General features: G+C 58.8%; 23 protein-coding genes and 1 rRNA gene. 7 read left to right on the plus strand and 17 right to left on the minus strand.

Annotated features, from left to right (window positions below; translation table 11 throughout):
* Positions 1 to 66 (minus strand): 16S ribosomal RNA (locus DCS96_RS15255); the annotation flags it as partial.
* A gap of 452 nt (positions 67 to 518) precedes the next feature.
* On the opposite strand from DCS96_RS15255, the gene DCS96_RS15260 reads away from it, so the two are divergent.
* Entirely contained in the window at positions 519 to 1,067 is a 549-nt protein-coding gene (locus tag DCS96_RS15260) for a gamma carbonic anhydrase family protein (RefSeq protein WP_116475270.1), read from the plus strand.
* Between the two features lie 50 nt (positions 1,068 to 1,117).
* Here DCS96_RS15260 and DCS96_RS15265 read toward each other — a convergent pair whose 3' ends face one another.
* Together DCS96_RS15265 and aroE are read right to left on the minus strand one after the other, a co-directional pair.
* Positions 1,118 to 1,378: a DUF1488 family protein gene (locus DCS96_RS15265; protein ID WP_116475271.1), complete on the minus strand. Its 261-nt coding sequence runs from the start codon at positions 1,376 to 1,378 to the stop codon at positions 1,118 to 1,120.
* The gene (gene aroE / locus DCS96_RS15270; RefSeq protein ID WP_116475272.1) at positions 1,375 to 2,202 is read right to left on the minus strand and encodes a shikimate dehydrogenase; all 828 of its coding nucleotides are present in this window, start codon (positions 2,200 to 2,202) and stop codon (positions 1,375 to 1,377) included. Before aroE ends, DCS96_RS15265 begins: the two co-directional genes overlap by 4 nt.
* Positions 2,203 to 2,364: 162 nt before the next feature.
* Here aroE and hdfR point away from each other — a divergent pair, with 162 nt between their 5' ends.
* Positions 2,365 to 3,237 (plus strand): HTH-type transcriptional regulator HdfR, encoded by an 873-nt coding sequence (gene hdfR / locus DCS96_RS15275; RefSeq protein WP_116475415.1) that lies wholly within the window; start codon positions 2,365 to 2,367, stop codon positions 3,235 to 3,237.
* Here hdfR and hemF read toward each other — a convergent pair.
* From hemF to DCS96_RS15305, 6 genes are read right to left on the minus strand one after another with little or no spacing between them, the layout of a single operon-like run.
* Positions 3,214 to 4,122 (minus strand): oxygen-dependent coproporphyrinogen oxidase, encoded by a 909-nt coding sequence (hemF, locus tag DCS96_RS15280; protein WP_116475273.1) that lies wholly within the window; start codon positions 4,120 to 4,122, stop codon positions 3,214 to 3,216. The two genes, hdfR and hemF, sit on opposite strands and share 24 nt — an antisense overlap.
* A gap of 20 nt (positions 4,123 to 4,142) precedes the next feature.
* Positions 4,143 to 4,706 carry a Sua5/YciO/YrdC/YwlC family protein gene (locus DCS96_RS15285; RefSeq protein ID WP_116475274.1) on the minus strand — a complete coding sequence of 188 codons (564 nt, stop codon included), beginning with the start codon at positions 4,704 to 4,706 and terminating at the stop codon, positions 4,143 to 4,145.
* Complete coding sequence (locus DCS96_RS15290) at positions 4,703 to 5,290, minus strand: DNA topoisomerase family protein (RefSeq protein ID WP_116475275.1); 588 nt, start codon at positions 5,288 to 5,290, stop codon at positions 4,703 to 4,705. The genes DCS96_RS15285 and DCS96_RS15290 overlap by 4 nt, the downstream gene beginning before the upstream one ends.
* A 47-nt stretch (positions 5,291 to 5,337) precedes the next feature.
* Positions 5,338 to 5,811 carry a DUF494 family protein gene (locus DCS96_RS15295; RefSeq protein ID WP_116475276.1) on the minus strand — a complete coding sequence of 158 codons (474 nt, stop codon included), beginning with the start codon at positions 5,809 to 5,811 and terminating at the stop codon, positions 5,338 to 5,340.
* Positions 5,812 to 5,813: 2 nt separating this feature from the next.
* Positions 5,814 to 6,914: a DNA-processing protein DprA gene (dprA, locus tag DCS96_RS15300; protein ID WP_116475277.1), complete on the minus strand. Its 1,101-nt coding sequence runs from the start codon at positions 6,912 to 6,914 to the stop codon at positions 5,814 to 5,816.
* Positions 6,895 to 7,995, minus strand: a complete 1,101-nt coding sequence (locus DCS96_RS15305; protein ID WP_157953645.1) for a LysM peptidoglycan-binding domain-containing protein — start codon at positions 7,993 to 7,995, stop codon at positions 6,895 to 6,897. Before DCS96_RS15305 ends, dprA begins: the two co-directional genes overlap by 20 nt.
* Before the next feature lie 95 nt (positions 7,996 to 8,090).
* Here DCS96_RS15305 and def point away from each other — a divergent pair, with 95 nt between their 5' ends.
* The 4 genes from def to trkA are packed head-to-tail and all read left to right on the plus strand — an operon-like array spanning position 8,091 to position 12,256.
* Positions 8,091 to 8,606 carry a peptide deformylase gene (def, locus tag DCS96_RS15310; protein WP_116475279.1) on the plus strand — a complete coding sequence of 172 codons (516 nt, stop codon included), beginning with the start codon at positions 8,091 to 8,093 and terminating at the stop codon, positions 8,604 to 8,606.
* A 12-nt stretch (positions 8,607 to 8,618) separates the two neighbouring features.
* On the plus strand, positions 8,619 to 9,566 hold the full coding sequence (gene fmt / locus DCS96_RS15315; RefSeq protein ID WP_116475280.1) for a methionyl-tRNA formyltransferase: 948 nt from the start codon (positions 8,619 to 8,621) through the stop codon (positions 9,564 to 9,566).
* A 21-nt stretch (positions 9,567 to 9,587) separates the two neighbouring features.
* Entirely contained in the window at positions 9,588 to 10,883 is a 1,296-nt protein-coding gene (gene rsmB / locus DCS96_RS15320; protein WP_116475281.1) for a 16S rRNA (cytosine(967)-C(5))-methyltransferase RsmB, read from the plus strand.
* Positions 10,880 to 12,256, plus strand: coding sequence for a Trk system potassium transporter TrkA (gene trkA / locus DCS96_RS15325; protein WP_116475282.1), 1,377 nt, complete (start codon positions 10,880 to 10,882; stop codon positions 12,254 to 12,256). Before rsmB ends, trkA begins: the two co-directional genes overlap by 4 nt.
* A 9-nt stretch (positions 12,257 to 12,265) precedes the next feature.
* Here the strand turns inward: trkA and rmuC are convergent, their stop codons facing one another.
* The 5 genes from rmuC to DCS96_RS15350 all read right to left on the minus strand — a co-directional run bounded on the left by rmuC (position 12,266) and on the right by DCS96_RS15350 (position 15,815).
* Positions 12,266 to 13,612, minus strand: coding sequence for a DNA recombination protein RmuC (rmuC, locus tag DCS96_RS15330; protein ID WP_116475283.1), 1,347 nt, complete (start codon positions 13,610 to 13,612; stop codon positions 12,266 to 12,268).
* The gene (locus tag DCS96_RS15335; protein ID WP_232818292.1) at positions 13,612 to 13,836 is read right to left on the minus strand and encodes a hypothetical protein; all 225 of its coding nucleotides are present in this window, start codon (positions 13,834 to 13,836) and stop codon (positions 13,612 to 13,614) included. The genes rmuC and DCS96_RS15335 overlap by 1 nt, the downstream gene beginning before the upstream one ends.
* Before the next feature lie 64 nt (positions 13,837 to 13,900).
* Positions 13,901 to 14,740 (minus strand): PfkB family carbohydrate kinase, encoded by an 840-nt coding sequence (locus DCS96_RS15340; RefSeq protein WP_116475285.1) that lies wholly within the window; start codon positions 14,738 to 14,740, stop codon positions 13,901 to 13,903.
* A 17-nt stretch (positions 14,741 to 14,757) separates the two neighbouring features.
* Positions 14,758 to 15,327 carry an elongation factor P-like protein EfpL gene (efpL, locus tag DCS96_RS15345; protein ID WP_116475286.1) on the minus strand — a complete coding sequence of 190 codons (570 nt, stop codon included), beginning with the start codon at positions 15,325 to 15,327 and terminating at the stop codon, positions 14,758 to 14,760.
* Between the two features lie 83 nt (positions 15,328 to 15,410).
* Entirely contained in the window at positions 15,411 to 15,815 is a 405-nt protein-coding gene (locus tag DCS96_RS15350; protein WP_116475287.1) for a DUF4399 domain-containing protein, read from the minus strand.
* A gap of 147 nt (positions 15,816 to 15,962) precedes the next feature.
* Between DCS96_RS15350 and ybcJ the strand changes: the two genes are divergently transcribed.
* The gene (gene ybcJ / locus DCS96_RS15355) at positions 15,963 to 16,178 is read left to right on the plus strand and encodes a ribosome-associated protein YbcJ (RefSeq protein WP_116475288.1); all 216 of its coding nucleotides are present in this window, start codon (positions 15,963 to 15,965) and stop codon (positions 16,176 to 16,178) included.
* Positions 16,179 to 16,485: 307 nt separating this feature from the next.
* Here the strand turns inward: ybcJ and DCS96_RS15360 are convergent, their stop codons facing one another.
* The 3 genes from DCS96_RS15360 to phnN form a co-directional block, all read right to left on the minus strand.
* Positions 16,486 to 17,619, minus strand: coding sequence for an aminotransferase class V-fold PLP-dependent enzyme (locus DCS96_RS15360; RefSeq protein WP_116475289.1), 1,134 nt, complete (start codon positions 17,617 to 17,619; stop codon positions 16,486 to 16,488).
* Between the two features lie 110 nt (positions 17,620 to 17,729).
* Complete coding sequence (gene phnP, locus DCS96_RS15365; RefSeq protein ID WP_116475290.1) at positions 17,730 to 18,497, minus strand: phosphonate metabolism protein PhnP; 768 nt, start codon at positions 18,495 to 18,497, stop codon at positions 17,730 to 17,732.
* Between the two features lies 1 nt (position 18,498).
* A complete protein-coding gene (gene phnN / locus DCS96_RS15370) occupies positions 18,499 to 19,056 on the minus strand; it encodes a ribose 1,5-bisphosphokinase (RefSeq protein ID WP_116475291.1) in 558 nt (185 codons plus the stop codon).
* Between the last annotated feature and the right edge of the window lie 5 nt (positions 19,057 to 19,061).

A 19,061-nucleotide genomic window follows, 5' to 3' on the forward strand; every position in this document is an offset into this window, starting at 1 on the left:
CTCGACTTGCATGTGTTAGGCCTGCCGCCAGCGTTCAATCTGAGCCATGATCAAACTCTTCAATTAAAGATTTGATACTCAATGAATTGCTGAAGTGTTTGTGCACTTCGACAGTCATTGAAAAACAATATTTTTTTGTTTCTCAACCCTGCGAGTGCCCACACAGTTTGCTTGATAAGTTGTTAAAGAGCGTTGACCGCTTTCGCTGGTCAGGGCTGCGTATTCTACGCAATCCTTGGTGTTCGTCAAGCGTTGAATCAAACTTAATGTCGTTCGTTTTCAACCCTTGTGACCGTGAGCGCCTTGCCCCGTGTCAGTGGATGCGCATTATAGGGACCGGCGGATTTTGCGCAAGGGCTTTTTTGTGAAAAACAGCACTTTCATGTGCGCTTGCATAAACCCCAAGCAAAAGCACAGCTTAACCACAGGGTTATGCACATTGCGGACTCGTTTTTATCATCAAAGCCTTTAAAATGGCTTGTTTGAACTCACCAGCCACTCGCCTCTGGAGCGTAGACATGAACAGCAATTCTGGAAGTTATCGAGGAATCAAGCCAACACTCGGCGAAAGGGTCTTTATTGAACCTTCAGCCGTTCTTTACGGCGATATCGAGCTGGGTGACGATGCCAGCGTCTGGCCACTGGTGGCAGCCCGAGGTGACGTCAACCATATCCGCATCGGAGCACGGACCAATATCCAGGATGGCAGCGTCCTGCATGTCACCCGCAAAAGCACCGCCCTCCCCGATGGGATGCCCTTGCTGATCGGCGAGGATGTCACCATAGGTCACAAGGTGATGCTTCATGCCTGCACCATCGGCGACCGGGTACTGGTCGGTATGGGTTGTATCATTCTCGATGGTGCCGTGGTGGAAGACGACGTGATGATAGGCGCTGGCAGCCTGGTTGCGCCGGGTAAGCGGCTGGAGTCCGGCTATTTGTATGTGGGCTCGCCCGCCAGACAAGCCCGCCTACTGACCGATGAGGAAAAAGCCTTCCTGCTCACCTCGGCAAACAATTACGTAGTGTTAAAAGAGGATTATCTGACTCAGCAAGGCGAAGGCTGATACTCACCGGGTTACCGCCAGGGTAACCCGGTAAAATTTAACAGCCTGGCTCAGAGATAAACCCCGCCATCGGGGGCAAACTCTTCTTCTTCTATCTTCAGTGACACCAACTCTTCAATATCAAAGCGAACCGATTCAAATGCCAGCAAGATACCGGCCTCATCATTCAGAGGCAGCCCTGTCATATGTTCCAGCCGGTGCTTGGTCACATAGCAAGACACCAGTCTCCCCTGCCAATGAGCCGTAAAGGTGACTCTTTGCTCGGCCGCCTGCCAGCATTGATCATCGGCAATCACAATATCCTGGTTCATGTGGATGGCAACTCCATTTTGGCGCGCAAGGCCGACAGCACGGGCGTCACCCGCGGCAGCACCCCGCGCCACAGATAAAAACTCTCGGCGGCCTGGCTGACCAGCATACCCAGGCCATCAAAGCGGCTCTGGACTCCCAGGTTCCTGGCCCAGGCCAGAAATACCGTTTCTTCTTTACCATACATCATATCGTAGACCTGGGTGTCGGAACGACAAGCCATAGCGGGAATGGCGGGCATTTTTCCCTGCAGGCTGGCGGAGGTACTGTTGATAATGGTATCGAAACTTCCGGTTATCTCATTGAAGCCACAGCCCCGAACCTGTCCCAGATGGGCAAATTGCTCGCCCAGTTGTACCGCCTTCGAGCTGGTACGGTTGGCCACCACGATTTCCGCGGTCTGCTCGGCAAGCAGAGGTCCCAGAGCACCTCTCGCCGCCCCTCCCGCTCCCAGTAGCAGGATCCGTTTACCACCAAGTTCGATTCCCAGACGTTTAAGGTCTCTCACCAGGCCCGCCCCATCGGTATTGTCTCCCAATACGCGTCCGTCCGGCAGCAACTGCAGGGTATTGACAGCGCCGGCCAGGCGAGCCCGCTCGGTCAGTTCATCCGCCAATTCAAAGGCTTCTGTCTTGAAGGGGACGGTAACGTTACAGCCTTTGCCGCCCTCTCGCCACAAACAGGCCAGGCTGCCCTTGAAGTCGTCCAGGGGAGAAAGGATCCGTTCATAACTCAACGTTTGCTGAGTCTGCTCGGCAAACAGATGATGAATAAAAGGCGATTGGCTGTGAGCAATGGGATGCCCGATGACTGCATATCTGTCCATGAAAACTCTCGTGGTTAAAGCTTAAAATCGTGCCCCTTTGACCGGGCCAGTGACAATATGGGGAATATCAGCGACCATATTGCCGATTTTTGACTTTTTTAGTTGCATTCAACGCTAAAATGAATAAATTTTGCGCTAACAAACAAAAATTTATGGTTGACCTTGGATACTGAACTCTTAAAAACCTTTCTCGAAGTATCGCGTACCCGCCACTTTGGTAAGGCTGCCGAACATTTGTATCTGACCCCCTCTGCGGTCAGCTTTCGTATCCGGCAACTGGAAAACCAGCTGGGAGTCACCCTGTTCACCCGCCTGCGCAATAATATCCAGCTCACCTCGTCGGGCGAGGCCCTGATCCCTCACGCCGAATCCATGCTACTGGCCTGGGCCCGGGCCCAGCATGAAGTGGCCTTGAGTGAACGCCAGACCCAGCAGCTGGCGGTAGCCGGTACCGCCAATCTGTGGGATGCCTACCTGCAGGAGGGACTGCATCGCCTCTATTGCGAACTGCCAGCGCTTTCGTTGCGGGCCGATATCCGCACCCCGGAACAAATGACCCGGGCCCTGCTGGGTCGAACACTGGATTTGGCCTTTTTAACCGACCCGGCCCGCATCGAAGGCGTGACCCATGTCGCCCTTCATACCATGGCGCTACAGCTGGTGTCGACTTCTCCCGGACTGGACGCTGCCACTGCCATGGAGCAGGACTATGTGCGCATAGACTGGGGCACCGCCTTCAATACTCAGCACGCCAAGCTGTTTAATACCAACACCCCACCGCTGTTGCATACGGGGGCGTTGCGCATCGCCCTTGATTACCTCCTGTACCATGGCGGCAGCGCCTTCCTGCCGACCTCCATGCTCCACCTCTATCGGGATCAACTCCATATAGTGGCGGACGCACCGCCCATCACCCGTGAGGTCTATGCCGCCTACCTGCCCGGCGGCGAGCGTCAGACGTTGATCGATACGGTCATTGAGCTATTCGGCAACTCACCCAGAGGAGAGGGACTAACCCCAGTCTCTGGGGATTAAAAACGCCTGTAACCGGGCTTCTGCCGACCCCGGTTCCGGCTGCCAGTTATACTGCCAGCGAGCCAGGGGCGGCATCGACATCAGGATGGACTCGGTACGGCCGCCGGTTTGCAGGCCAAACAGGGTTCCCCTGTCGTATACCAGGTTGAACTCTACGTAACGACCCCGGCGATAGAGCTGAAACTGCCTCTCCCGCTCACCATAGGGGCTGTCCTTGCGATTGGCAATGATCGGCAGATAAGCATCCAGATAGCCATTGCCGACGGCCTGCATAAAAGAAAAACATTGTTCAAACGGCCACTGATTCAAATCATCGAAGAACAGGCCGCCCACGCCTCGGGTCTCGTCTCTGTGTTTCAGGTAGAAATAACGGTCACACCAGGCCTTGTATTCGGGGTAAACCTGTTCACCAAAGGGCTCACACAGCGCCTTGGCCACCCGGTGCCAGTGCCGGCAGTCCTCCTCGTACGGATAGAAAGGAGTCAGATCAAAGCCGCCGCCGAACCACCAGACCGGGGCTTCCCCCTCTTTTTCAGCAATGAAAAAACGAACATTGGCATGACTGGTCGGCACATAGGGGTTGTGGGGATGGATCACCAGAGAAACGCCCATGGCCTCGAATGAGCGCCCGGCCAGCTCGGGTCTGTGGGCCGTCGCCGACGCCGGCATGGTAGCGCCATACACATGGGAGAAATTCACCCCTCCCTGCTCGATGACAGCCCCGTTTTGCAAAACCCGGCTGCGACCGCCGCCGCCTTCTTCCCGGGTCCAGCTGTCTTCAATAAATTGCCCTCGACCATCAGCCGCGGCCAGGGCATCACAAATCTTGTCCTGCAAGGTCAGCAAGAATTGTTTAACGGCCCCTGTATCGGGTTTATCTCTCATTACTATTCCTTAATCTGTTACTAGGCTGGACGGATGACGGCGCCGGTCCTTGCATCCCTGATCAGTGAAGGATTGGCACGCCCGCCAGTGCTCCCCTCCAGTACATAATCCAGCCGCTGACCAAGCTGGGCCAGCACCTCGGCCGAGGTTCGTCCCGGCTCCTGTCCGGTTAGATTGGCGCTGGTTGATACCAGGGGCCGGCCAAATGCCAGACACAGGTCTCGTACTTGCGGGTGAGCAGAGACCCGTACCGCGAGGGAGTCAAACTGTCCCCTGAGCCAGGCAGGTACCTCTGGTTTAGCAGGCATAACCCAGGTATTCGGGCCGGGCCAGCTGGCCAATATGTCGGCCAGCCGCCCTTCGGGCAAGGCATCCAGCTCCAGATACGGCAACAGCTGGCTGAAGTCGGCAGCAATCAGGATCAGTCCCTTTTCCACCGGTCTTTGTTTAATGGCCAGCAACCTGTTGACTGCCTCCTGGTTATCAGGATCACAGCCCAGTCCAAATACCGCTTCCGTGGCATAGGCGATCACCCCTCCTTGTTCCAGGTGGGATACCGCAGTCAGGATGGCTTGATTGGTCATGATTTGCTCTCTGGCTCAAACGAAGTTATATGGGGTTCCCGATGATAACCGCAGCCTTTCCTGGGACAAAGCACCTGTCCCTTACGCTCAACCAGGACGCCATAGCCGCAGTCGGGACAGGGCTCGGCCAGGGGTCTGTCATTGACCACAAAGCGACAGTCCGGGTAGCGGTTACAGGCATAGAAACGTTTACCATAGCGGGAAGTGCGCGCGACCAGCCGGCCCTGCCGGCAAGCGGGACAGGCGGGCTCCTCTGAATTCTGCTCGTTGAGATCAGCCACATAACGGCAATCGGGAAATAGGGTACATCCGATAAAAAGGCCATAGCGGCCTTTTTTCATGGCCAGGGCATGGCCGCAGGAAGGACATTCACTGCCCTCGAGCACTTTTTCCACATCCTGATCGTGCTCAATCACTTTCAATGGGCGCAGGTAATCACAGGCAGGGTAAGATTCACAGCCCAGGAAGGCGCCATGCTTACCATGGCGCAGCTGCAGCTTGCCCCCACATTGGGGACAAGGTTCTGAGGCCCACTCCTGGGCCGACTCATGCGTGCCGAACAGACTGTGATCAATTTTGGACATACCGCGACTCCGAATTCAGAAACTGAATTCTAGCAGCGCTGCGGTTGTCAGTGAATCAATCCCTCCGGCTGTTCAAAGATCAGCTCTTCCAGCTGGTGGTAGGCGGACTCGCTGCCGGGCACGTTGAACAACACCATCAGGATGACCCACTTGAGGTCGTCCAGCTCCATCACCGACGAATCCAGCTCCATCACCCGGTCGATCACAATCTCACGGGTTTCGGCATTGAGCACCTTGATTTGTTCCAGAAACAGCAGGAAACCGCGACCTTCCGCATCCAGTTTATAGAGCTCTTCCTGGGTATAAATACGAAATGAATCGGGGGCTGATCTGGTACAGACAGGGGTTTCACCGACCTCCTGCAATGCCGCCAGACGCTCCAGCCACGCCAGTGCCTTCAGAATTTCTTCCTTATGGAAGCCCGCCTGAGTCAATTCATCGGCGAGTTCTTCCTGATCTACCATGGCGTCTACATCCGTATGGATATAGGTTTCGAACAAGTACATAAGTACATCGAACATGATCAGCTCCTCCTCGCTCTGACATAACCCCCGGGTACAGCCTCCACCCAGCCAGCCAATTCCAGCTCGACCAACCGGGTAACGACCTCTTGCACCGGCTGTTGACAACGGGACGCGATCAAGTCCACTGCCGTTGCCTCTATTCCTACGTTATCCAACAAGTCCGGATAAGGCAATGATTCCACGGTGGCAGGCGCATGAATTTTTATCGCCGCCAATGAAAATTCCGCCAGCTCCTCGACAATATCGGCCACGCAACAGACCAGTTTGGCACCTTGCTGGATCAATCGATTACAGCCTACTGCCTGGGGATTTTGCCAGGCGCCGGGAATGGCGAAGACTTCTCGGCCCTGCTCCAGGGCAAACCGGGCAGTGATCAGTGAACCGCTGCGCTCGGTGGCTTCAATGACCAACACCCCCAGGCTCAAACCGCTGATAATACGATTGCGTCGGGGAAAATGATGGGCAAGCGGGCCCACCCAGGGTGCAAACTCGGAAACCAGGGCGCCTCCCCCGGCGCAGATGTCGGTCGCCAGGGACTGGTGCCGCTTGGGATAACAGTGTTCCAGCCCCGAGCCCAGTACCGCCAAGGTGGTACCGCAGGCATCCAGGGCTGCCCTGTGGCCCAGGCCGTCCACGCCCAATGCCAGCCCCGAAGTAATGGCGGCACCGGCCTGTACCAGCTGAGGTACCAGCTTCCTGGTGTTTTCACGACCCACATAGGACGGCTTGCGTGAGCCCACCACGGCAACCTGGTGGCAAGACAGGGCGCTCAGTTCCCCCTCGACAAACAGTAACAAGGGCGCATCCGGCAGATTTCTTAGCAAGGGGGGATAGGCATCATCGGACCGAGTCAGGATGTAACGCTTCCCAGCGGCATCCCGCCAGGCCAGCACTCGCTCCAGCAGAGCCTGCCGGGGGGTAAACAACAGGGTAACCTGCTCATCGGACAAGCCGGTTCTGCGCAGTGCGGCCGGATACCGATACCAGCTGGTCCCCAGGCTTTGCAACAGCTTCCCGGCAGTAACCGGCCCTATGCCGGGTGTATCATGTAACGCCAGCCAGGGCAGCAGTGGGTGCCGTTCAAGATCCGGGCCCGGCATCCGTCACCTGGCCAATGGGATAACCGATGCGGATCATGTCCTCGCTATCCAGCACCAGCGCTGCACTCAGCTTGTCGTATACCTTGAACACCATCAGCCGGCCGATTGCCTTGGCTGGCAGCCGCTCAGGCTCTGCAACCAGGCGCTGATACAGGCTGGCAGCGTCACTGTATACCGGCGCGTTTGAGGGAGCCCCGCCTTTGTCATACACGTCGGAACCGGGTTCCAGTATGCTATACAGATCACCAGAACGAATACCGTCGCGCCGGCCTTTATTGATAAATATCACACTGTTTTTACCGGCGGTACTGTCCTCCCGGCCCATGGTGACCACATGAGAGTGTGCAAGGTTTGGTCCAGGACGTGGATAATAAAATACCGCTATCGACTCCTGGGATGACAACGGCAGCACCTTGTCCCCCTGACGCATGTCCCGTTTCAGGCTGCTGATATCGGCTATCGCCGTTTGATTGTCCAGCTGGGCAACCGCCGTCAGTGTCCCCACCAGGGCGGCTTTCTGGCCGAGGGGCTCTCCGCTGTATTTATCCAGGACCAGATCGGCCGGACGATACACCGCATAGAGCTCACCTTCCTTGAGGGTGCCACGCACATAGAGCTGCCGACCCGGCACCATCATGTTGCGACCGTCCTCATCCCCCAGCACATAGGGCATGCCATCCAGGGTCGAAGGCGCTACCATGTGCTGGCTGTCGGTAAAACTGGCGATGGATGCAAAGGAGATGGTCGGAATGGCCGGCTCCACCCGTACTCTGGGCGACAAGCGCACCGTATTTACCGCCTCCTGCTCTCGTACCAGCCTGGGCTGACCATCGACCCAGATCAGGGTCAAAATATCGCCGGGATAGATTAAATGAGGGTTGGCAACCTGAGGGTTGGCCTGCCAAAGCCTGGGCCAGAGCCAGGGAGAACGCAGGAAATGAGCCGAGATATCCCACAGGGTGTCACCCTTCTTGACCCGGTAGCTGCCGGGATGCCCGTCTTTCAGGGCCAGGGGCTCTGCCTGCAGACTTAGACTACAACCGGCAAGCAAACCAACAAGCAATATACGTCGTAGTTTCATGACCATCCTTGTCCTTACACTAAGTCTTGCTGTTTTTTATGGTATGAAATGTCTAAAATACTGTCTGTATTCGCCTTTAAAAAAGCATAGTGACCATGGCAAAAGTATTAGAAGTATTGCGATTTCCCGATGAGCGCCTGCGTACCGTGGCCGCCCCGGTCGACGAAATCACCCCCGCACTACAGCACATTGTAGATGATATGTTTGAAACCATGTACGCGGAAGAAGGGATTGGCCTGGCCGCCACCCAGGTGAATGTGCACCAGCGCCTGATAGTGATCGACGTTTCGGAAAACCGCGACGATCCCCTGGTGCTGATTAACCCTGAAATACTGGAACAGGGCGGCAGCACAGGTATCGAGGAAGGGTGTCTGTCCATCCCCGGTTGCCGCGCCCTGGTGCCCAGATCCGAGTGGATAAAGATTCGAGCCCAAGACCGTCACGGCAAGACCTTCGAGCTGACCGCCGACGATCTGCTGGCCATCTGCATCCAGCACGAGATGGATCATCTCAAGGGCAAGTTGTTTGTCGATTATCTTTCTCCGTTGAAGCGCCAGCGCATTCGCCAGAAGATGGAAAAACTCGCCAAGCAAGACCAACGTTACGCCTGATAAGGACACCCATTGAGCAAGCTCAACATTATCTTTGCCGGTACCCCGGATTTTGCCGCCCGTCACCTGCAGGCCCTGCTGACTTCGGAACACAATGTCATCGCCGTCTATACCCAGCCCGATCGCCCGGCCGGACGCGGCAAGAAACTGACACCCAGCCCGGTAAAGATACTGGCCGAGCAGGCCGGGATCCCCGTCCATCAGCCCGCCAGCCTGCGTCAGCCCGAGGCTCAGCAACAGCTGGCGGCCCTCAATGCCGACATCATGGTAGTGGTGGCCTATGGCCTGATCCTGCCCAAGGCGGTGCTGGATACTCCCCGCCTGGGCTGCATCAATGTGCATGGCTCCCTGCTGCCCCGCTGGCGCGGCGCCGCCCCTATTCAAAGGTCCATCTGGGCCGGCGACACAATCACCGGGGTGACCATCATGCAGATGGACGAGGGCCTGGATACCGGCGACATGCTGCATACCCTGAGCCTGCCTATCACCGCCCAGGATACCTCCGCCAGCCTCTATGACAAACTGGCCGAGCTGGGCCCCGTTGGCCTGCTCGACACCCTGCAGGCACTGGCCAACGGCACCGCCCGAGCCCAACCCCAGGATGACAGCCAGGCCAACTATGCGGACAAATTGTCCAAGGAAGAAGCCCTGCTCGACTGGCGGCAGCCGGCGGCTCTGCTGGAGCGCTGCATTCGCGCCTTCAATCCCTGGCCGATCAGTTATTTCCGGCTGGGGGAACACAATATCAAGGTCTGGCAGGCGGAGGTGCGCGATGAACCGGCCGGCCAGCCGCCCGGTACCGTTATCGCCGCTTCCCGGGCCGGCATCGATGTGGCCACCGGCGACGGCATACTGCGCCTGCTCAGCCTGCAACCCCCTGGCAAACGGGCCATGTCCTGTCAGGATCTGCTCAACGCCCGCCGCGACTGGTTTGAACCCGGCACCCGACTCGCTGAATAATAAGTCCCATACGGAATTTCTATGAAAACGCGTGCCACTGCCGCCAAAATTGTCCATCAGGTGATCAACCAGGGACAATCCCTGTCCAGCCTGCTGCCACTCTACCTGCCACAGATGGCCCCCAAAGACAGGGGGTTGTTGCAGGAATTGTGCTTCGGCACCCTGCGCTGGTACAGCCGGCTCGACGCCATCGGCAAACAGCTGATGGAAAAGCCCCTGAAAGGCAAGTATCAACCCATCCATGCGCTGATACTGGTGGGCATCTACCAGCTGCTCTATACCCGGGTGCCGGGCCATGCGGCCTTGTCCGAAACCGTCGGTGCCTGCAAGCTGCTCAAGGGTGAGGCCTTCAAGGGCATGGTCAATGGCGTGCTGCGCAATGTACAACGCCGGCAGACCGAGCTGGAAGCCAAGGTCGATCAGCTGCCGCAGCTGCGCCTGGCCCATCCCAACTGGCTGGTCAAGCGACTGCAACGGGCCTATCCCGATCAATGGCAAACGGTGCTCGAGGCCAATAATAGCCATCCGCCCATGTGGATCAGGGTCAATACCCGCCATCACAGCCGCGAACAGTATCTGGCCCGGCTGCAGGAAGCCGGTATCTCCGCCCACCCGGATGACCAGGCCGACTCGGCCCTGCGCCTGGAAAAGCCGCTGGATGTGGCCCTGCTTCCCGGCTTTGAACAGGGCCACAGCTCGGTCCAGGATGCGGCGGCCCAGATGGCGGCCCAGCTGCTGGAAGCGGCACCGAATGAGCTTATCCTGGATGCCTGTGCCGCCCCCGGCGGCAAGACCGCCCATATCCTCGAACGCCAGCCCGCCCTGTCCCGGCTGGTGGCCGTAGATCTGGACGCGGACCGGCTGGAGCGGGTCCGCCAGAACCTGAGCCGCATCGGCCTGGACGCCAGCGTGCTACAGGGCGATGCCTCACGACCGCAGGACTGGTGGCAGGATGGCCTGTTCGACCGCATCCTGCTCGATGCCCCCTGCTCGGCCACCGGAGTGATCCGCCGCCATCCCGACATAAAATGGTTGAGAAGGCCCGACGATATCGCCCAGCTCGCCGCCCTACAGCGGCAGATCCTGGATGCATTGTGGGCGCAGCTGAAACCCGGCGGTACCCTGCTGTACGCCACCTGTTCGATACTACCCGATGAAAATGCAACCCAGATCCGCGCCTTCCTGGAACGCACCGCGGACGCCATGCTGGTGCCCCTGCATCAAGCCGATACCATAGAAACACCCGGCTGGCAGCTATTGCCCGGAAGCGAACAAAGAGACGGTTTCTACTACGCCAAACTGAGTAAAAAACCATGAAGATCATTATCCTGGGCGCAGGTCAGGTAGGTGGCACCCTGGCGGAAAACCTGGTGGGTGAAAAAAACGACATCACAGTCGTGGACACGGATCCGGAGCGCCTGCGCGAGCTCCAGGATAAATATGATCTGCGGGCGGTCACCGGCCATGGCTCCTTCCCCAGCATATTGCGGGAAGCCGGCGCCCAGGATGCGGACATGCTGGTGGCGGTCACCAACAGCGATGAAACCAACATGATCGCCTGTCAGGTCGCCTACTCCCTGTTCAATACCCCCAACAAGGTGGCCCGTATCCGTTCCCACGAGTTTCTGGTCGAGCGGGAACGGCTGTTCCTCAACGAGGCGATGCCGGTCGACCACCTGATCGCCCCGGAACAGCTGGTCACCGAATATATCTACCGGCTGATCCAGTACCCGGGCGCCCTGCAGGTGGTGGACTTCGCCGAGGGCAAGGTCGGGCTGGTGGCCATCAAGGCCTATTACGGCGGCCCTCTGGTGGGCAATGCCCTGTCCACCCTGCGCGACCATATGCCCAATATCGACACCCGGGTCGCGGCCATCTTCCGCCAGGACAGGCCCATCCGCCCCCAGGGCACCACCATTATCGAGGCCGACGACGAGGTATTTTTCGTCGCCGCCAGCGGCCATATCCGTGCCGTGATGTCGGAACTGCAGCGGCTGGAAAGCGACTACAAACGCATCATGATAGTGGGCGGTGGCAATATCGGCGCCGGCCTGGCACGCCGGCTGGAAAAACGCTATTCGGTCAAGCTGATCGAGCGCAATCCCAGGCGGGCCGAGCTGCTGTCGGAAATGCTGGAACATACCATCGTCTTCTGTGGCGATGCCTCGGATCAGGAATTGCTGCTGGAAGAGCATATCGATCAGGTGGATGTGTTTATCGCGCTCACCAACGAAGACGAGGCCAACATCATGTCCGCCATGCTGGCCAAGAAGATGGGTGCCCGCAAGGTGATGGTGCTTATCCAGCGCGGCGCCTATGTGGACCTGGTGCAGGGCGGCAGCATAGACGTGGCCATCTCTCCGCAGCAAACCACCATCTCGGCCCTGCTCACCCATGTGCGCCGGGCCGATATCGTCAACGTCTACTCCCTGCGCCGGGGAGCGGCGGAAGCCATCGAGGCCATCGCCCACGGCGACCGCGCCACCTCCAAGGTGGTGGGTCGCCAGGTCGGCGAACTGAAGCTGCCGCCGGGCACCACCATAGGCGCCATAGTACGCGGCGATGAAGTGCTGATCGCCCACGACAAGACGGTGATTGAACAAAACGACCATGTGGTGATGTTTTTGGTCGACAAGAAATTTATCCCGGAAGTGGAGCGGCTGTTCCAGCCCAGCCCCTTCTTCCTCTGACCTTGGGGTTCAGGCCCGTCTATCCAGCCGGGCCGGCTCCCCTTCCTCGGCCGCCGCTTCCCGCAGGTGCTCGGGCAGCGGCTTGGTGACTTCCACCCCCAGCTCGCGAAAGGCTTCTGCCTGGCGAATCAGGTTGCCCCGGCCACTAACCAGCTTTTTCATCGCCTTCTGGTAACTGTCTTCCGCCCGTTGCAGCGAACTGCCAACGCTGTCCATGTCTTCCGTGAATAATCGCAGTTTTTCATAGATCTTGCCTGCAGATTCGGCAATCTTGCGGGCATTCTGATTCTGCCGCTCGACCCGCCACAGGTTATCGATGGTACGCAGGGCCACCAGCAGGTTGGTGGGGCTGACCAGCAGGATATTATGATCGAGGGCGAATTTCACCAGACCGGGATCCGCCTCCACCGCCACCAGGAAGGCCGGCTCGACGGCGACAAACATCAACACATAATCCAGGGTGCGCACCCCCTGCAGATGTTGATAATCCTTGCGACCCAGCTCGCGGATATGGCCGCGAACCGAGGCTACATGCTCACGCAGCGCCTGCTCCCGTTCGACCTGTTGCTCGCCATTGTAGTAACGCTCATAGGCGGTCAGCGACACCTTGGCGTCAATAATGATGTCCTTGTCATGGGGCAGATGAACCACCACATCCGGCTGGTAACGCTTGCCGTCGGCGTTGTTCAGGCTAAGCTGGGTGCTGTATTCGTGGCCTTCGCGCAAACCGGACTCGCTCAGCACCCTGGCAAGCACCACCTCGCCCCAGTTGCCCTGCTGCTTGCTGTCCCCCTTCAATGCCCGGGTCAGGGCCTGGGTGTCGGCGCTCATCTGCTGATGCAACCCGGCCAGCCGTTCAATCTCGAACTTGAGGCTGTGACGCTGCCGACTTTCATCAGCATAGCTGTCCTGCATATGGCGGCGAAACCCCTCCAGTTGCTCGCGCAGGGGCGAAAGCACCGCATCCAGGCTGGTCTGATTCAGCTCACGGAAGTTATGGGTTTTCTGTTCGAAGATACGCTGGGCCAGATTTTCGAATTGCTGACCCAGGCGGGCCTCTGTGGCTTCAAACTGGGCCTGTTTCTCTACCGCTTGCAGGCGCTCCTGACGCAGCAGGGTCTCGTACTCCTTAAGCCGGCCATTGAGCTTGAGCATCAGCTGCTGCTGCTGATCGAGACGCTCATTCAACCGCCTCTGCTCCTGACCGGACTCCGCCAGCTGCCCCTGTAGCTGCTGACGCTCCTGGGCCAGCAGCTGCAGACGGGTCGTCATCGGCAGCCTGCCCATGACCCAGCCCAGCACGCCACAGGCGGTGGCCAGCAGCCAGGGCCAATAGCTGAGCCACAACCCGGCCATCAGCGCCCCCACCGTTCAAGATACATGGACACCCGGGGGTTGTATTTCAGCCAGACGCCGACGTAGAGCAAATACAGCATGACGATCAACCATTTATGTCGATTCACTCCGTTATCAAAGTCTGCCAGGGGCAACCCCGTCAGCAGGCTGTAGACAATGACCAGCAAGGGAAACATCAGAAACACGGACCAGCGCCATATCAGTGCCAGAAGAGAAATGAACAAGCTGTTTTCCATCACCGGATCCCGAGCGGATAAAAGCCAAGCTTAACAGCGCGGCCGGGGGATTTCAGCCACTCCCGGCCAGATAAGCACGTAAATGCTCGGAAGGTATGGAAGTAGAGGAAGACAGGGTACAGGCCGCCCACTGGCTGGCCTGTTCCAGTGCCGCCGACATATCAAGGCCCGATACCAGACCGTGGATCAGGCCACCGGCAAAAGCGTCGCCGGCTCCGGTCGCATCCACCACCGCAACCGGCGGAGCCGGCACCTGCAGGTGACGGTCGGCACCGAAAGCCTCAGCCCCCCGCTCGCCATGGGTCACCACCAGCCACTCCAGCTGTTCCCCGGCCAGGCTCCTGGCATGAGACCAGAGCTGGTCCTGCACCGGCAGATCGGCCGCCGAGGCGATCAACACATGGCAGGGCCGGGGACAGCTGCCGCCCTTGGGATACTGGCTGATCACCCGGCTATGGGCACACATCCTGGCCATATAGGCGGCGGCATCAAAGCCCTCTACATTGACATAGAGACAATCGACCGGTGCCTCAGGCAGCCGCTTGGGCAAGCCGGGGCTGCGCGCCTGGCGCAATATGGTACGCTCTCCCTCACCATCGACCAGGATCAGCAACTCACCCGTCTCACCGTCGAACTGCTCCACATGACCGAGATCCAGCCCCAGCGAAGCGGCCTGCGTGCACAACCAGTTACCGGTGTCATCATTCCCCACCCGGGAGGCGATGCGGACCCGGTGGCCGGCCCACACCAGGCCGACCCCGGTATTGGCAGCCCCGCCACCCAGCCGACGGCCCTGATCGCGATACCGCAACCGGCCACCCGGCACCAGGGACTCGTTCAGCTGCAACACATGGTCGCAGTTCAGGTTGGCCAGCAGCAGTATCTGAGCCACGGTTTGATCCTCTTGTATCAGTCGGCGCGGCCCATATAGCGGCGCTCGACCGTGTGGATACGTACCTTGTCGCCGATCTTCAGGTATTCGGGCACCTGAATGGTCAGCCCGGTAGCGAAGACCGCCGGCTTGGTGCGAGCGGAGGCGGAAGCGCCTTTCATCTCCGGGGTGGTATCGATAATCGTCATTTCCACGGTTTGTGGCGGCTCCAGGCCGATCACCTGGCCATCCACCAGCATCACCTGGATATCCTGGGTATTTTCATCCAGAAACAGCAGCTCTTCGGCGATCTCGCTGCTGCGGATCGGATACTGGGTATAATCCTCCGTATCCATGAAGATATGGTCGTCGCCATCGATATAGGACAGCACCACGGTGCGTTTCTGCATGTCAATAGTAGTGAGCAGCTCATCGCCCTTGAATCGCTCTTCTACCTTGAGGCCGGTTTTCAGATCACTAAAGCGCATTTTGTAGAGGGTGCTGGCGCCTCGGGCACTCGGGCTCTGTACCTCGATATCCCGTACGATCAGCAGTTTACCCGCCAGCTCGACCACCATCCCCTTTTTAATTTCATTCGCCCTTGGCATTGCCCTGTTCTCCAGAAAGTTGACGCCGCATCTTAGCCAAGGTCGGAAAACGGCGCCAGTCCCATCTGTTATTTCGGCTCGGGCTACTTGACCGTTACCCGCACCGGCTCGGAGAGCACCGGCGGCTGGTGGGGCACATGCAGGTGATCCCCCATTATCAGCTGCAGGCTATAGTCGCCGGGCGGCAGGTTCAGCTCGGTTTCCGTCTGGCCACCGCCGAAGTGCTTCAGCTGCTCGCTGGCCGGCATGGGGGTCGACATATCCGGCAGCTCCCCGGCATTGATCAGCAGGTGATGATGGCCGGTTCCCGCCTTTTCCACTCCGGCCGGCGCCACCCCCATGCCGGACAATCCGAAACGCACGATAAAGGTCTGCGCTACCTCTTCGCCATCGGCCGGGCTGATGATGTATGCCTTGGCGTCTTCCGGCGCCGGGGTCGCCAGGGCCAGGGGACTCAACAACAAGACACTTGCCATCCAGTTTTTCATAATCTGCTCCTTCGTTGCGTGTTGCCTAAGCTAAGAAGCAAAATCACCGTCTGTAAAGTCTCCGGGCGGCTCCCATCGCCATTCCTGCACACCGTCGGATTGATGATAAGATGTGTCACCACGGTTTTTTAAACAGACGAGACCCTTATGACAGAACAGTTCAGCCTGGAAGGCCACGATCATATCCCCCTGCATAACCTACTGAAGGTACTCGGCTGGTGTGACAGCGGCGCCATGGCCAAACAGGTGATCGATGACGGCCAGGTGCGGGTCAACGGCCATATAGAGATACGTAAGCGTTGCAAGATTATCGCCGGCCAGCGGGTGGAGTTTGCCGGCCAGTCGGTACTGGTCGGCGAGTAAGGGCAGCCTGATAAAATATCTCACCATCTTTTTGTGTCATAGCCACAGAGGCAACAGACGGTGCCGAGGTCTGAAGAAGGGCAAAGGGATCGGCTCAGCCGACCATCAGCGCCAAGGATGGCGCGGCTGAGCCCCCACGGATGGGTTCACGGCGAGTCTGCAGAGCTGGCCCTTTGGCCGAGCTGTAAGTCGAACTTAAACAGCTTATTTAATCCGGTTGATATCGCTTCCATGGCTCTGCCACAAAAAAGCCGGCACTGTTATCAACATTGCCGGCTCACACTAATCGGTCTTTAAATCGATTGGCTTAACGCCCCAATATCTTGTCCAACGCCTGCTCAAAGGTGGCGACGGTCCGCTCGACATTGTTCAGCTTGTCCAGTCCGAACAGGCCGATACGGAAGGTCCGGAAGTCGGCCGGCTCGCCGCATTGCAGTGGTACCCCGGCAGCAATCTGCAGGCCTTCGGCCGCAAACTTCTTGCCGTTGTTAATATCCGCATCCTCGGTATAACAGACCACCACGCCGGGAGCTTGAAAGCCTTCGGCGGCCACGCTCCTGATGCCCCGGCTGGTCAGCAGCGCACGGACCCTGTCACCCAGTTGCTGCTGGCTGGCACACACCTGCTCGAACCCTAGTGCTTCTACCTCCTTCATCACATCACGGAAGCGAGTCAGGGCGTCGGTCGGCATGGTGGCATGGTAGGCATGGCCGCCCTGCTCATAGGCTTCCATGATCTGCAGCCACTTTTTCAGGTCGCAGGCAAAGCTGGTGCTCTCTGTGCTCTCGATCCGTTCCCGGGCCAGCCTGCTCAACATCACCAGGCCACAACAGGGTGAGCTGCTCCAGCCTTTTTGGGGGGCGCTGAGCAGTATGTCCACACCACAGGTGTCCATATCCACCCAGATACAGCCGGAGGCGATACAGTCCAGCACGAACAAACCGCCCACCTCATGCACCGCGTCGGCCACCGCGCGCAGATAGTCGGGGGGCAGCATCATGCCGGAGGCGGTTTCTACATGGGCGGCAAACACCAGGTCCGGCTTTTCCGCCCGGATGGTCGCCACCACGTCTTCAATCGGCGCCGGGGCGAAGGCAGCCTGGGAGCCGGCTTCGATCGGACGGGCCTTGAGCACGGTTTCCGCTGCCGGGATCTTGCCCATCTCAAAGATCTGGGTCCAGCGGTAGCTGAACCAGCCGTTGCGGATCACCAGGCACTTCTTGTCGGTTGCGAACTGGCGGGCAACCGCTTCCATACCGAAGGTACCGCTGCCCGGCACCACCACGGCGGCATGGGCACGATAGAGGCCTTTCAGGGTAGCGGAAATGTCGTTCATCACCTGCTGAAACGACTGAGACATGTGATTCAACGAGCGGTCGGTATAGACCACCGAATATTCGAGCAGACCATCTGGATCCACATTGGCTAATAATCCGGACATAGCTTTACCTTCAGTTGTAAACACCAGTCGTGTCATGCTGCCCAATCTCGGACAGAATAACAAGGTTCAGCGGTGACTCTGCAGGTCAGCCCGATGCTTCCCGTTGGGACTTATTCGTTGCCCTCTGCAAGCGGAATGCGCATATTGTCCCATCCCGCCCGGATCCCGTCCGGCAGTTGATGCTGCCGCAACCAGCCGTGAAAGTCATGACCGACATGGGTCAGTATGATCCGCCCCGGTGACAGTGTCTTTCCTATTGCCACCACCTGATCCAGCGAATTGTGATTGCGTCCCTGGCTGCCGGGGGGGAAACTGCAATCGATCACCAGCACATCCAATGTCGGCAGGGACTGCAACAGGGTTTCAGTCTGCGCCGGCAACCCCAGGGTGTCGGTCAGATAGGCCAGCCGCCTGCCGTCATATTCAAACAGGTAACCCAAGGTGGGCCGGGAATGGGCCAGCGCCAGCGGGGTAATGGCCAGCCCGCCCAGCCGCCATGACCGACCATGTGCCATAGTGGGATGAAAATCCAGACACCCGGGGTGCTTGAGCAGATCGGCACAGCCCAGGGGGTCATCCGGGCACCATACCCGGATCGATGCCGCCTTGCCCCAACGCAGGTGAAACAACCCCTGCACATGATCCACATGGAAATGGGTCAGCAGTATGCCGCTCAGGCTGCCGGCCGGAAAACGCCGGTGCAGATCCATCAGGCCACCATCAATCAACAGCCGGTGGCCATCCCATTCCAATAGCGCCGAACAGGGTTCACGACCCAGCTCCGGCTCGGCGCGGGCCTGGACACAGTCGCGGCAGTCGCAGCCATAAAGGGGGATACCGCCCGCCGCCCCCGTGCCTAGCAGGGTCAGACTCATCATTTCAGTCGTCCCCCTGTTGATAATGCTGAAACTGACGTAGTGTCTCACTCAGGGGACCACTGTTATCCAGCCGCCACACCGAGTCCGGCAAGCCGTTATTCTGGGCCACCGCCCGCGCCAGCCGCCGGGCGATTTCGTCTTCGCTTTCCCGCCCCCGGGCCCGCAGCCGCCTGCCCAGGATCTCGGGGACAACGCTGATCATCACCGGCACCAGCCGCTCACCGAACCGGGCCTGCGCTTGGGGCAGGTAGGCCCGAGAGCCATTGACCATGACATCGACACCTGATTCCAGCCAGCGCTCAAGCTCGCAACCCAGGGCATAGTGGTGGCCGTTGGCCTCCCAATTGAGGGCGAACAGGCCCAAGTCCTGGCGCAGGCGAAACTCCTCGACGGAGAGCTCGATATGATTCTCCCCCCCGGCCGAGGCGGCACGGGTAATATAGCGATGGGCCACCAGCAGGCGATCGCCCCAGCGTTCACGCACCGCTTGCATAAAGCTATCCTTGCCCGCCCCCGAGGGGCCCATCACGTAAAACAGCCTGCCCGTCTGCCTGTTCATGCGGT

It is taken from the genome of Zobellella maritima (assembly GCF_003075035.1).
In the GTDB taxonomy this organism is placed as follows: Bacteria; Pseudomonadota; Gammaproteobacteria; order Enterobacterales; family Aeromonadaceae; genus Oceanimonas; species Oceanimonas maritima.

Coding starts and splice junctions, on each gene's coding strand:
- DCS96_RS15260 (WP_116475270.1), top strand. CDS start 519: ATGAACAGCAATTCTGGAAGTTATCGAGGAATCAAGCCAACACTCGGC.
- DCS96_RS15265 (WP_116475271.1), bottom strand. CDS start 1,378: ATGAACCAGGATATTGTGATTGCCGATGATCAATGCTGGCAGGCGGCC.
- aroE (WP_116475272.1), bottom strand. CDS start 2,202: ATGGACAGATATGCAGTCATCGGGCATCCCATTGCTCACAGCCAATCG.
- hemF (WP_116475273.1), bottom strand. CDS start 4,122: ATGAGAGATAAACCCGATACAGGGGCCGTTAAACAATTCTTGCTGACC.
- DCS96_RS15285 (WP_116475274.1), bottom strand. CDS start 4,706: ATGACCAATCAAGCCATCCTGACTGCGGTATCCCACCTGGAACAAGGA.
- DCS96_RS15290 (WP_116475275.1), bottom strand. CDS start 5,290: ATGTCCAAAATTGATCACAGTCTGTTCGGCACGCATGAGTCGGCCCAG.
- DCS96_RS15295 (WP_116475276.1), bottom strand. CDS start 5,811: ATGTTCGATGTACTTATGTACTTGTTCGAAACCTATATCCATACGGAT.
- dprA (WP_116475277.1), bottom strand. CDS start 6,914: ATGCCGGGCCCGGATCTTGAACGGCACCCACTGCTGCCCTGGCTGGCG.
- DCS96_RS15305 (WP_157953645.1), bottom strand. CDS start 7,995: ATGAAACTACGACGTATATTGCTTGTTGGTTTGCTTGCCGGTTGTAGT.
- def (WP_116475279.1), top strand. CDS start 8,091: ATGGCAAAAGTATTAGAAGTATTGCGATTTCCCGATGAGCGCCTGCGT.
- rsmB (WP_116475281.1), top strand. CDS start 9,588: ATGAAAACGCGTGCCACTGCCGCCAAAATTGTCCATCAGGTGATCAAC.
- trkA (WP_116475282.1), top strand. CDS start 10,880: ATGAAGATCATTATCCTGGGCGCAGGTCAGGTAGGTGGCACCCTGGCG.
- rmuC (WP_116475283.1), bottom strand. CDS start 13,612: ATGGCCGGGTTGTGGCTCAGCTATTGGCCCTGGCTGCTGGCCACCGCC.
- efpL (WP_116475286.1), bottom strand. CDS start 15,327: ATGCCAAGGGCGAATGAAATTAAAAAGGGGATGGTGGTCGAGCTGGCG.
- DCS96_RS15350 (WP_116475287.1), bottom strand. CDS start 15,815: ATGAAAAACTGGATGGCAAGTGTCTTGTTGTTGAGTCCCCTGGCCCTG.
- ybcJ (WP_116475288.1), top strand. CDS start 15,963: ATGACAGAACAGTTCAGCCTGGAAGGCCACGATCATATCCCCCTGCAT.
- DCS96_RS15360 (WP_116475289.1), bottom strand. CDS start 17,619: ATGTCCGGATTATTAGCCAATGTGGATCCAGATGGTCTGCTCGAATAT.
- phnP (WP_116475290.1), bottom strand. CDS start 18,497: ATGATGAGTCTGACCCTGCTAGGCACGGGGGCGGCGGGCGGTATCCCC.
- phnN (WP_116475291.1), bottom strand. CDS start 19,056: ATGAACAGGCAGACGGGCAGGCTGTTTTACGTGATGGGCCCCTCGGGG.